Origin of the sequence: Streptomyces zhihengii (assembly GCF_016919245.1) — a bacterium.
Classification (GTDB): domain Bacteria; phylum Actinomycetota; class Actinomycetes; order Streptomycetales; family Streptomycetaceae; genus Streptomyces; species Streptomyces zhihengii.
In genome coordinates this window covers 5,807,567-5,819,285 of record NZ_JAFEJA010000001.1, presented here as the reverse complement: position 1 = coordinate 5,819,285, position 11,719 = coordinate 5,807,567, and the positions used below count along the sequence as shown (strand labels likewise).

11 protein-coding genes and 1 pseudogene are annotated in these 11,719 nt (G+C 75.4%); 6 read left to right on the top strand and 6 right to left on the bottom strand.

What is annotated here, in order from left to right; translation table 11 throughout:
* Window positions 1–599 precede the first annotated feature (599 nt).
* From JE024_RS24710 to JE024_RS24700, 3 genes are read right to left on the bottom strand one after another with little or no spacing between them, the layout of a single operon-like run.
* Entirely contained in the window at window positions 600–1,919 is a 1,320-nt protein-coding gene (locus JE024_RS24710; protein WP_205375685.1) for a bifunctional RNase H/acid phosphatase, read from the bottom strand.
* Entirely contained in the window at window positions 1,919–2,662 is a 744-nt protein-coding gene (locus tag JE024_RS24705) for a zinc ribbon domain-containing protein (protein ID WP_205376710.1), read from the bottom strand. Before JE024_RS24705 ends, JE024_RS24710 begins: the two co-directional genes overlap by 1 nt.
* Entirely contained in the window at window positions 2,659–3,498 is an 840-nt protein-coding gene (locus JE024_RS24700) for a Nif3-like dinuclear metal center hexameric protein (RefSeq protein ID WP_205375684.1), read from the bottom strand. The genes JE024_RS24705 and JE024_RS24700 overlap by 4 nt, the downstream gene beginning before the upstream one ends.
* Before the next feature lie 232 nt (window positions 3,499–3,730).
* Here JE024_RS24700 and JE024_RS24695 point away from each other — a divergent pair, with 232 nt between their 5' ends.
* The 3 genes and pseudogenes from JE024_RS24695 to JE024_RS24685 all read left to right on the top strand — a co-directional run.
* Window positions 3,731–4,933, top strand: coding sequence for a hypothetical protein (locus tag JE024_RS24695; protein WP_205375683.1), 1,203 nt, complete (start codon window positions 3,731–3,733; stop codon window positions 4,931–4,933).
* 117 nt (window positions 4,934–5,050) lie between these two features.
* Window positions 5,051–5,209: a hypothetical protein gene (locus tag JE024_RS24690; protein ID WP_205375682.1), complete on the top strand. Its 159-nt coding sequence runs from the start codon at window positions 5,051–5,053 to the stop codon at window positions 5,207–5,209.
* Between the two features lie 230 nt (window positions 5,210–5,439).
* Window positions 5,440–5,859 (top strand): annotated as a pseudogene (locus tag JE024_RS24685) (response regulator); the annotation flags it as partial.
* Window positions 5,860–6,121: 262 nt separating this feature from the next.
* Here the strand turns inward: JE024_RS24685 and JE024_RS24680 are convergent.
* The 3 genes from JE024_RS24680 to JE024_RS24670 all read right to left on the bottom strand — a co-directional run bounded on the left by JE024_RS24680 (window position 6,122) and on the right by JE024_RS24670 (window position 8,787).
* Entirely contained in the window at window positions 6,122–7,576 is a 1,455-nt protein-coding gene (locus tag JE024_RS24680; protein WP_205375681.1) for an MFS transporter, read from the bottom strand.
* 373 nt (window positions 7,577–7,949) lie between these two features.
* Entirely contained in the window at window positions 7,950–8,237 is a 288-nt protein-coding gene (locus JE024_RS24675; RefSeq protein WP_205375680.1) for an SHOCT domain-containing protein, read from the bottom strand.
* Window positions 8,238–8,337: 100 nt separating this feature from the next.
* Complete coding sequence (locus tag JE024_RS24670) at window positions 8,338–8,787, bottom strand: DUF6325 family protein (RefSeq protein WP_205375679.1); 450 nt, start codon at window positions 8,785–8,787, stop codon at window positions 8,338–8,340.
* A 248-nt stretch (window positions 8,788–9,035) separates the two neighbouring features.
* On the opposite strand from JE024_RS24670, the gene JE024_RS24665 reads away from it, so the two are divergent.
* The 3 genes from JE024_RS24665 to JE024_RS24655 all read left to right on the top strand — a co-directional run bounded on the left by JE024_RS24665 (window position 9,036) and on the right by JE024_RS24655 (window position 11,696).
* The gene (locus JE024_RS24665; protein WP_205375678.1) at window positions 9,036–9,452 is read left to right on the top strand and encodes a DUF7144 family membrane protein; all 417 of its coding nucleotides are present in this window, start codon (window positions 9,036–9,038) and stop codon (window positions 9,450–9,452) included.
* A 69-nt stretch (window positions 9,453–9,521) separates the two neighbouring features.
* Window positions 9,522–10,952, top strand: a complete 1,431-nt coding sequence (locus tag JE024_RS24660; RefSeq protein WP_205375677.1) for a DUF2252 domain-containing protein — start codon at window positions 9,522–9,524, stop codon at window positions 10,950–10,952.
* A gap of 90 nt (window positions 10,953–11,042) precedes the next feature.
* On the top strand, window positions 11,043–11,696 hold the full coding sequence (locus JE024_RS24655) for a class I SAM-dependent methyltransferase (protein WP_205375676.1): 654 nt from the start codon (window positions 11,043–11,045) through the stop codon (window positions 11,694–11,696).
* The last annotated feature ends 23 nt before the right edge of the window (window positions 11,697–11,719 follow it).

Below are 11,719 nucleotides of genomic sequence, written 5' to 3'. Positions count from 1 at the left end.
TCCCTAGCTCGACGACCGTTTTATCGCCCTCACCCACCCCCTCCGCGCCCCCGCCCACGGGAACCGGCCCGTCCGTCGTGGCGGAGGGGCATTTCAGCCCCTCCGGCGCTTGACCACACCGCGCTCAGCACGGTGCCACAACCCACGAACCGGCCCCGCCCGGGCACCCTCAGCCCGTCCGGCGCTGGAGGACACCGCGCGCAGCGCGGTGCCGCGACCGACGAACCCGGGCATCCTCAGCCCGTCCGGCGATTGAGGACACCGTGCGCAGCGCGGTGCTGCGACCACCGGCCCGCAGGCGGGTCGATCCCCCACCGAGGGCGGACCGGTCTGCAGGGCTCGGGGACGGGGCGCGCAGGGGGCGTGGGCGGGCGATAAAACGGTCGTCGAGCTAGGGCAACGCAAGATAGGGCGAGCCTCGCCCGCACACGCCCCCGGAGCGACCCGGGACCCCCACCCCACGAACCGGCCCCAGACCGGGCAACCCCAGCCCGTCCGGCGCTTGAGGACACCCGCGCGCAGCGGGGGTGCGCCACGACCACCGGCCGGCACGGGGCCGGAACAGCCCGCCCGGCACCAGGGCACCCCGCCCGCAGCCGCTAGCGCAGCGCCGACGTGTCGTTGAGCAGGCGCAGGGACGCGTTCCCGTCCGCGTAGTACGCCACCGCCGACAGCGACGCCGCCGAGAGCTCCATGCGGAACAGTGCCTCCGGGGGTGCCCCCAGGGCGAGGCGGACCAGGGTCTTGATCGGGGTGACGTGGGTGACGAGCAGCGTCGTGCGGCCCCGATGGGCGGCGAGCAGGCGCTCGCGGGTGGCGGCCACGCGGCGGGCGACCGTGGCGAAGGACTCGCCGCCCCCCGTGGGCGCCGCCTTCGGGGAGGCGAGCCAGGCGTCCAGGTCGTCCGGGTGCCGCTCGCGCACCTCGGCGAAGGTGAGCCCCTCCCAGGCGCCGAAGTCCGTCTCGCGCAGGCCCTCGTCGACGATGACGGGCAGGCCGAGGCGCTCGGCCACGGTCTGCGCGGTCTCGCGGCAGCGCCGCAGCGGGGAGGTGACGACCGTCTGGACCGTGCCGCGCGCGGCGAGCGCCGCCGCGACGGCGTCCGCCTGGCGTCGGCCCGCCGGGGACAGCACCGGGTCGCTGCCGCCGCTGCCCGAGAAGCGCTTCTCGGGGGTGAGCGCCGTCTCCCCGTGGCGCAGCAGCACGAAGGTGGAGGGCGTGCCCATGTCCGCGGCGGAACCCCACCCCGCGGGGGGCGCCGTCCGCACGGAAGCCCCCGCGACGGACACTCCCCCGGAGTCGGACGCGGAACCAGAGCCGGAGCCGGACCCGGCCCCGGAGCCGGACGCGGACCCGGACACCGAACCAGAGCCGGACCCGGACCCGGACACCGAACCGGAGACCGCCCCGGCCCCGGAGTCCACCGCACCCCCCGCCGAGGCGGAGGCAGCCCCGGCCGGGACACCCCCCACCGGTGACGCGGCCCGTGGGGTCGCCTCCCACTGCCTGCCCGCGCGCCCCGCGTCCATCGCCTCGTTGGCGAGACGGTCCGCGTGCTTGTTGCGCTCGCGCGGGATCCACTCGTAGGTGACGCGGGAGGCGGGCAGGATCCGGGCGGCCTCGGCCGCGAGCGGCTTCATGTCGGGGTGCTTGATCTTCCAGCGGCCGGACATCTGCTCGACGACGAGCTTGGAGTCCATCCGGACGCGCACGGTGGCGTCCGGGTCCAGGCGGTGGGCCGCCCGGAGGCCCGCGATCAGGCCCCGGTACTCGGCGACGTTGTTCGTCGCGACGCCGATGTACTCGGCGGCCTCGGCCAGCGCCTCGCCCGTGACCGGGTCGAGGACGACCGCGCCGTAGCCGGCGGGGCCCGGGTTGCCCCGGGATCCGCCGTCGGCCTCGACGACGAACTCCCGCACTACAGACCCGATTCGGAGGTGCGGACCAGGATGCGGCGGCAGTTCTCGCAGCGGAGCACGGTGTCGGGGGCCGCGGCGCGGACCTCGTTGATCTCGGTGATGTTCAGCTCCAGGCGGCAGCCCTCGCAGCGGCGCTGGAACAGGCGGGCGGCGCCCACCCCGCCCTGCTGGACGCGCAGCTTCTCGTACAGCTTGAGCAGGTCGGCGGGCACGGACTGGGCGACGACCTCGCGCTCCTTGGTGACCGCGGCGGCCTCGCCGTCGAGCTCCTGCTGGGCTGCGTCGCGGCGGGCGGTCGTCTCGTCGGTCCTGCCCTGCACGGAGGCGACGCGTCCGGTCAGCTCGCTGACGCGCTCCTGGACGGACTCCCGGCGCTCCATGACCTCCAGGACGATGTCCTCCAGGTCGCCCTGGCGCTTGGCGAGGGAGACGATCTCGCGCTGGAGGTTCTCCAGGTCCTTGGGCGAGGTGACGGCGCCGGAGTCCAGCCGCTGCTGGTCGCGGGCGGCGCGCTGGCGCACCTGGTCGACGTCCTGCTCCGCCTTGGTCTGCTCGCGGGCGGTGTCGCTCTCCTCGGTCTGCGCGGCGACGAGCAGGTCGCGGAGCTGGGTGAGGTCCTTGGTCAGCGACTCGATCTCGGCGTGCTCGGGCAGCGACGCGCGCTTGTGGGCGAGCTGGGAGAGCCGGACGTCCAGGGCCTGTACGTCGAGGAGTCGGATCTGGTCGGCGGGCGCGGCGTTCAGTTGGGGGCTCCAGAGGAATCGTGGTGGGCGGACCAGGGGTCGGTGACGGTCTTCGAGACGTGGACCCGGAGGTCCCAGCCGTGCCGGTCGGAGATCTCGTCGAGCTGTGCTGCGGCCTGCTCGCACCAGGGCCACTCGGTGGCCCAGTGCGCGGCGTCGACCAGTGCCAGCGGGGAGTGCTGTGTCGCCTCGGAGGCGGGGTGGTGGCGCAGGTCGGCGGTGAGGAAGGCGTCCACGCCGGCGGCCCGCACCTGGTCGAAGAGGCTGTCGCCGGAGCCGCCGCTGACGGCGACGGTGCGCACGGTGGCGTCCGGGTCGCCGGCGATCCGGATGCCCTGGGCGGTCGGCGGCAGCCGGTGCGCGGCGCGCGCGGCGAACTCGCGCAGGGTCTGAGGCGGGTCGACCTCGCAGACCCGGCCGAGGCCGCGGTGGCCGGCCGGGTCGGAGGTGTCGGGGACCAGGGGGCGCACGACCCGCAGGCCGAGCGCGCCGGCGAGGGCGTCGGAGACGCCCGGGTCGGCGGTGTCGGCGTTGGTGTGGGCGACGTGCAGCGCGATGTCGTTGCGGATGAGCGTGTGGACGACCCGGCCCTTGAAGTGCCCGGCGGCGACCGTGGTGGTGCCGCGCAGGTACAGGGGGTGGTGGGTGACCAGCAGATCGGCGCCGAGGGTCACGGCCTCGTCGACGACGTCCTGCACCGGGTCGACGGCGAACAGGACCCGTGCGACACGGGCGTCCGGGTCTCCGCAGACGGTGCCGACCGCGTCCCACTGTTCGGCCCGCTCGGGGGGCCAGAGGGCGTCGAGCGCGGCGATGACTTCAGACAGACGGGGCACGGAGCAAAGGCTACCTGCCCCGCCGGTCAGCGGGGCCTGCGGCCGGATCCGGGCGCCGGCGCACCCCGCGGGGCGGCCCGCCGGGAGCACCCCGGCGGGCGGGAGCAGCACACGCGCCGCCCGGAGCTCAGGTGAATCGCCCGTTGGCCACCCTTATGTGTGAAGAGCGCAGGCTCGTGTTGTTCGGCAGGAAGTGCGATACCTAGCTTCTGTGACCGGAGGTGACGTTTCGATGACAGCCTGTGCCATCGAGGCCCCCGCGGACGGCGACGACGCGGTGGCGGATCCGGCGAGCGGAGCGTTGACGATCACCGCGGACGGGATGTACGGCGCCCGGCTCGCGGGGACGGGAGAGGCGCTCTTCGCGGAGCGCTGGACGCTCGGCGGGCCCGAGCCCTACGCGGTCCCGCTTCCGCTCGGCCAGCCCGAGGAGCGCGAGGCGGGTGTGCTGCCGCTGTCGGACGGGCGGGTGCTGATCCGCCGCCGGGTCGCGGAGCGGCACACGTTCTCGCTGCTGTACCCGACGGGCCCGGGGACGGGCGAGCTGCCGCTGGGCGCGGTGACCGCGGGTGAGCTGGTCCTGCTGCCGCCCTGCCCGGACGGGGCGCGTGCCTACGCGCTGGAGCCGGGGGCGGCGTCGACCGGCGTCTGGCTGGTGGCGGGCGGCGCGGGCGGCCCCGAGCTGCTGGCGAGGGTGCCGGGCCACTGCTCGGGCGGCGCCTGGCTGGACCGTGCGGGCCGGATGCTGGCGCTCGACCGCAGGATGCCGGGCGGCGGGCCGGTCAAGGCGGTGGCCGTGGACCTGGCGAGGGGCGGCGAGGTGACGCCGCTGCTCCAGATCACCGAGTCCAGCGACGACCGGCTGCTGCTCGCGGACGCGGACAGCGGCCTGGTGCTGGTCCGGTCGGACGCGCCGGGCCGCGGTGACGAGCGGCTCGGCTGGGGGGTGCTGGGCAGCCTGCGGCCGGTCCGGTTCCCCGAGGCGCTGCGGCTGCCGGACGCGGTGGTGACGCCGTTCGCCGTGCAGCCGGGGCAGGTGCTGACGCCGGAGACGTGCGCGGTGGCGCTGCGGATCGACGGCGCGCAGGGGAGCTGGGCCGGCGTGTGGCGGCCGGCGGACCGCCGCATGCGTCAACTCGCGCCGCCGAGGGGCTGGTTGGCGGGGGCCGGCACCTGGGACCGGGAGGGGGTTCTCCAACTCCCCTGGGCGGACGGGGAAGTGGCGTGCGCGGTGGCCCGCGCGGGATGTGAAGAAACCTTCGGCCATGAGGAAGAGCCGGTACCGGTCCGTCACCTCGCGAAGGAGTCCCCCACCGACTCCGCACAAGCGGAACGCGCAGGTGGGGAACCGTCCGGGGCTCCTCGCGGTCCTGTACTGCGCAGGCCCGTCCCGTTGCAGCAGGCGCCTCTCGCGGGGCGTGGCGCGCGTGGTTGAATTTCCGCCTGGGCTACGCAGCCGCACCGTCCGTGCGCCGACGGTGATCGTGGACGCGCGGTGCGAACGGGGCCCTGTGACAGCCGATCAGCGATCACAACGGGGTGAACTTCCCACATGTCCGACGCCCGACCCGACCAGCCGTCCGAGAACCAGCAGCAGCCGGTGACCCTCGCGTCCGCCGCCTCCGACGGCGCGGGCAAGCACCGCGGCGGCGCGGCTCCGGAGAGCACCTCGCCGACCGAGGCGCACGGCCGCCACCGCCGCCCCTCCTGACGGGCCGCCCGCCCCGGCGGGCCGTGGCTCGGAGCGGTCCGGATCCGTACCGGCCCGGGCCCCGGCCCCGCCGGCAGGGCAGCGCACCCGTGCGACCTCGGGGGACCGGGAGCGGAAGGCCCCGGACCGGCCCATGCCGGTCCGGGGCCTTCCCGTTGCCCGCGGCGGGTCCGAAAGGCGCCGACGGGCGGCCCGGCGGGCCCGGTCCTACGCTGGACGCCGTGGACGAGATGCCGCGGGACCACCGCCCCACCCACTCGGTACGTGTCCTGCTCGCCGAGGACCGCACCACCACCCGGGGCGCGCTCGCGCTGCTGCTGGGCATGGAGGCCGGCCTGACCGTGGTCGCGCAGGCCGCGCGCGGGGACGAGGTCGTGGACGCCGCGCTGCTGTCCCGGCCGGACGTCGCCCTGCTCGACGTCGAACTGCCGGGCATCGGGGGCGTCGAGGCGGCCGCCGCGCTGCGCGAGGAGGTCCCGGACTGCCGGGTGCTGATCCTCGCCCGCTCCGGGCGGTCGGATCCGGTGCGGCGGGCGCTGGAGGCCGGCGCGGCCGGGGTCCTCGTCAAGGACGGTCCGGTGGAGGACCTGACGGAGGCGATCCGGCGGGTGCTCACCGGCGAGACGGTCGTCGACCCGGCGCTCTCCGCACCGGGCCCGCACGCGGAGTCGCGCTAGCCGGCCGGTGCGCGCCCGGCGCGCACCGGGGCTCCCGCAGGGCGGACGCGCACTCCGCCCGCCCTCCGATATGCGCGCCGCCCGCACGGCCCCACCGGGCACGCCGCGCGCGCTCCGACACGCACCCGGCGTGTGCGTGGGCTCCCGCCGGGCGGACCCGCACTCCGATACGCGCCGGGGCCCCACCAGCCATTCCGCCCCCTCCGGGGCGCCCCCGCCCCCCGCGCGCACTCCGTCAGGACGCGTCGGCCCCGTCGCGGGCGTTCCGGCCCGGCAGGAAGACCAGCATCAGCACCACGGCCCCCAGCAGCACCGCCGTCGCGGTGCGGAAAGCCAGTGCGTAGCCCTCCGTCAGCGCCTCGGGCGAGGTCGCCCCGGCCGTGCGGGAGGCAGCCACGGTGGACAGCACCGCGAGGCCGAGCGCGCCGCCCATCGTGCGCGAGGTGTTCACCAGGCCGGAGACGAGGCCCGCGTCGCCGGGGGCGGCGCCCGAGGTGGCGAGGGAGGCGAGCGGCGTGAGGGCGAGGCCGAGGCCCGCCATCATCAGCACGCCGGGCAGCGCGATCGTCGTCACATAGGCGCCGTCCGCGCTCATGGTCGACTGCCAGGCGTATCCGGAGGCGGCCACCAGGGCGCCGAGGACGGCGACGTTCCGCGCCCCGGCGCCGGCCATCAGGCGCGGTGCGACCTTGGAGCCGACGACCACGGCCAGCGAGCTGGGTATCAGGGCGAGTCCGGCTTCCAGCGGGGTGTAGCCGAGCACGTTCTGGGCGTAGACCGTCATGAAGAACCACATGGCGAAGGAGACCGAACCGGTCACCGTCATGGCCGCGTTGGCGGCCGAGACCGCGCGGGAGCGGAACACCTTGAGGGGCATCAGCGGCGCGGCGGTGCGCGCCTCGACGACCAGGAACAGGACGAGCAGCACGACTCCGGCGGACAGCGGCACCAGGGTCGCCCGCGCGCCCCAGCCCGCCTCCTCGGTCTGGACGATGCCGTAGGCGACGGCCGCCAGGCCGAGGGTGACCAGCACCGCGCCGGGCAGGTCGAGCCTGCGGGGCACGTCCACCCGGCTCTCGGCGAGCCAGACCAGCGCGCAGGCGAGCACCAGGACGCCGACGGGCACGTTGATCAGCAGCACCCAGCGCCAGGACAGCAGGTCGGTCAGGACGCCGCCGACGAGTCCGCCGGCCGCGCCGCCCGCGGCGCCGACGGCCGCCCAGGTGGCGATGGCCCGGGTGCGGGCGGGACCGGCGGGCACCGCGGCCGTGATGAGGGTGAGCGTGGCGGGCGCGAGCACGGCGGCGCCGAGGCCCTGCGCGGCGCGGGCGGCGAGCAGTTGCCAGCCCTCCTGCGCGAGGCCGCCGGCGAGGGAGGTCACGGTGAAGAGGCCGAGCCCGATGAGGAACATCCGCTTGCGGCCGAAGATGTCGGCCGCCCGCCCGCCGAGCAGCATGAAGCCGGCGAAGGCGATCGAGTACGCGTTGAGCACCCACTGGAGTCCCGTGGCGCTCATGCCGAGTTCGGCGCGCATGGACGGCAGCGCGACGTTGACCACGGACACGTCGAGCACGACGAGGAACTGGCCGGCGCAGGCGGCGAGAAGAACCGCCCACGTGCGCGGGGACGGGGCGGGGGTGACGGACGGGGACGTCTCGGTGTGCGGACGGGCTTGGACCATGGGTGTCATGGTCGCACCAGTCCTATGGTCCGTACATCCACCGGCGGTACCAGCCCGGACGGGGCAGGTACCGGGACCTCGGACCTAGGCCGTGTCTGACAAATCCCGCCTGGCGCGCGACGCCCGGCACGCACTCCCCCAGCTACCGCTGGGAGGTACCCCCATGCCGCGTTGTCGGAGTCATCCGAGTACGCCCAGTACGAGGATGATCCTCCGCCTTGCGATTGCACGCACCGGACGCCGCGCGCCCCGCCCTGCGGGCGGACGGCGCCATTTGTCAGACAAGGCCCAGGACGCCCCGTTCGGCGAAGGGCTCAGGTCCCCCGGCACGCGCGCCCGCCCGGGCTGGCGGGGAGCCGCGGGCCCGGGCGGGTGGCGGGGGTCAGCCGAGGAGCCTGGCCTTCTGGGCGGCGAACTCCTCCTCGGTCAGCACCCCCTGGGCCTTCAGGTCGCCGAGCTGCTTGAGCTGGTCGATCTTGTGGGTCATCTCGTCGCCCGGGTCGGGGGCGGGCGGCGGCGCGGCGGGCGGCGGCGCCTGCTGCTGCCCGTAGGCGCCGGCGTCCTGCTGCGCCCAGCGGCCGGCCTGGCGGCGCGAGACCCGGTTGGAGACCGCGGTCGCGGTCCCGGAGATCACGGCGGTGCGGGCGATGCCGCGGAGCAGGTCGGGCATGTGGGTCTCCCTCGGTGCGGCGTGGGCGTGCCACGCGCGAGCGGTCGGCCGGGGGCCCGAGGGGCCGCCGCTGCGGCGGCCCCTCGTCCGGGGCCGTTGGTCAGGCGGCCGCCGGTCCGCCGGGTTCGGTGGCGTCGAGCGAGGCGAGCAGCGCCTGGACGGGGATCCGGCCGCCGGCCACCATCCGGGCGCCGCCGCGCCGCAGGGCCTTCGCCAGCGGCGCGGCCCAGGTGTTCTCGTACACCAGGACCGCGGCGGAGCTGCCCGGTTCCAGCACGGCTCCGGCCTCGTCGAGGTCGTCCTGGCCCAGCAGCCCGCTGGACACGCCCTCGAACACCGTCAGTTCCGCGTGGTCCCCGATGTCGCGGAGTTCCACCGCCGCGACCGTCCCGTCGTCCTGCTTGGTGACGAACGCCAGGTCGAGGATGCGGACGATGCCGCGGTCGACGAGGTCGACGAGGAGGGGCAGGCCCTCGCCCGTCATGCGGTTGCCCGGGAATTCGAGGACCAGGTAGTCGACCGGCCCCATGTCTTCGATGTCGTCGCTCACGGGCACTCCCTCACGGGCGGATCGTGGTGGGTCCGGCCGCCGTGGTCCCGCCGGAAGCGGGGCGTCCCCGGCGCGGCGGACAGACGTACCGCTCCATTGCATCACCGGCCCCGGGGCCCCGCACGTCCGCGACGGGGCGGCCCGCGGCCCCCTGTTCCCGGGGTGCGGGGTTCACCCGGTTGGCCGAGATTGGAGAGAGGCCGACCGGACGGGAGGTGCCCGGACGGTCCTTCGGAAGGGAGCGGGCCATGGCGACTCACGTCGGGGCCGGTACGGCGCACGGGACGAGGCGGTCGGGGGCGGGCAGCGGCTGGCTGGTCTTCGCCGCCGTCCTGATGATCTTCGGCGGGTTCATGGCGATCTTCGCGGGCATCGCGGCGATCGCCGAGGACGAGGTCTTCGTGACCACCCGCAACTACATCTTCGGATTCGACCTGACCTCGTGGGGCTGGATCCATCTCGCCCTCGGCGTGGTGATCGCCCTGGCCGGTTTCGCCCTCTTCGGGGGCGCGACCTGGGCCCGGTTCGTGGGCGTGGTGCTCGCCGGGCTGGCCATGCTGGCGAATTTCCTGTGGCTGCCGTACGCGCCGTTCTGGGCGATCGTGCTGATCACGATCAGCGGGTTCGTCATCTGGGCGCTGTGCCGCGCCCCCAGCCCGACGTAGCCGCGGCCCCATCCCGACGCGGCCGCGGCCCCTGCCGCGGAAGTCCGGTACAGGACAGGAGTGTTGACCATGGCCCGAGAGGCGAGGCCGGCCATGCGCGTGGCGCCGGACACGACACCCGAGGAGCGGGCGGCGGCCGGGCGGAAGGCCCGGCGCCGGGCGCCCCGGTCGGGGCACGCGGTGTACGAGCCGCCGCCCGGCCGGCCGGATCCGCTGGCGCTGCTGGAGGGGCAGTCGGCGACGCGGCTGCCGGAGCTGGTGCCGATCCGCTACGGCCGGATGACCGAGTCGCCGTTCCGCTTCTACCGCGGGGCCGCGGCGATCATGGCGTCGGATCTGGCGGGCAGCCCCGACTCCGGTATCAGGGCCCAGCTCTGCGGTGACGCGCATCTGCTGAACTTCCGGCTGCTGGCCTCCCCGGAGCGGCGGCTGATGTTCGACATCAACGACTTCGACGAGACGCTGCCGGGTCCCTGGGAGTGGGACGTCAAGCGGCTGTCGGCGAGCCTGGTGATCGCGGCCCGGGCCAACGGCCTGGACGACGCGGTGCGGGCGGGCATCGTGCGGGCCGCGGTCCGCTCCTACCGCGAGGCGATGATCCGCTTCGCGGGGATGGGCAATCTGGACGTCTGGTACGCCCGGATCGACGCCGAGCGGCTGACGGAGCTGGCGGACGAGCGCCTGCGCAGGAGCGGCCGGAAGCGGCTGTCGCGGGCGATGGCGAAGGCCCGGGGCCGTGACAGTCTCCAGGTCTTCGACAAGCTGACGGACTCGTCCGGCGGGCGGCCCCGGATCGCGGCGGACCCGCCGCTGCTGGTGCCGCTGGCCGATCTGCTGCCGACCCGTGAACGCAAGGAGCTCCAGGGCAGGTTCCAGGACCTGGTCACCCGGTACGGGCGCACGCTGTCGGCCGACCGGCGGACCCTGCTGGCGGACTACCGGCTGGCGGACGTGGCCCGCAAGGTGGTGGGCGTCGGCAGTGTGGGCACCCGCTGCTGGATCTTCCTGCTGCTCGGGCGGGACGGCCGGGACCCGCTCTTCCTCCAGGCGAAGGAGGCCGACACCTCGGTGCTCGCGGCGCACGTCGGCGCGAGCCGGTACCGCAACCAGGGCGAGCGGGTGGTGTCGGGGCAGCGGCTGATGCAGGCGGCCAGCGACATGTTCCTCGGCTGGGAGCGGGTGGACGGCATCGACGGCAGGCGGCGCGACTTCTACGTGCGCCAGTTGCGGGACTGGAAGGGCATCGCCGTGCCGGAGACGATGACGCCCCGGCAGCTCGGGGCGTTCGGCGAGCTGTGCGGGGTGACGCTGGCCCGTGCCCACGCGCGGTCCGGGGACCGGATCGCGATCGCCGCCTACCTGGGGCGGGGCGAGGTGTTCGACCGGGCGCTGGCGGAGTTCGCCGAGGCGTACGCGGACCAGAACGAGCGGGACCACAGGGCGCTGGTCGACGCGGTGCGGGCCGGGGCGCTCCCGGCGGCGGACCTGCCCGCCCGGTGACGCGGCGGGCGGGGCCGTACCGCCTCGCGGGGACCACCGGCGGGTAGGGCACGATGGGCTCCCATCCGTACGCCCCACCGGGAGGACCCGATGTCCGCCGTCGCACCCAAGCCGGAGATCCTGGCCGCCTTCGAGGCCGCCAAGGGCTTCATGCCCGTGGACGAGGGGCTCGCGCTGTACGCGGCGGCTCGGGAGGCGGCCGCGCTGGGCCTGCCGCTGCTGGAGGTCGGCACGTACTGCGGGCGTTCGACGGTGCTCCTGGCGGACGCGGCGCGCGGGGCGGGCACGGTCGCCGTCACGGTGGACCACCACCGGGGCAGCGAGGAGCAGCAGCCGGGGTGGGAGTACCACGATCCGGAGACGGTCGACCCGGAGGTCGGTCTGATGGACACGCTGCCGTCGTTCCGGCGGACGCTGCACCGGGCGGGCCTGGAGGACCACGTGATCGCCGTGGTCGGGCGGTCGCCGCAGGTGGCGCGGGTGTGGGGCGGGAAGGTGGGCCTGGTCTTCGTGGACGGGGGTCACACCGACGAGCACGCGGCCGCCGACTACGAGGGCTGGGCGCCGCATGTCGCCGAGGGCGGGCTGCTGGTGATCCACGACGTGTTCCCGGACCCGGTCGACGAGTTCACCGGGCAGGCCCCGTACCGCGTCTACCTGCGGGCGCTGGAGTCCGGGGCCTTCGAGGAGGTCTCGGTCACCGGCTCGCTGCGGGTGCTGCGGCGCAGCGGGCCGGGGATCTGAGGGCGGGCCCGCTAGCATCGCGG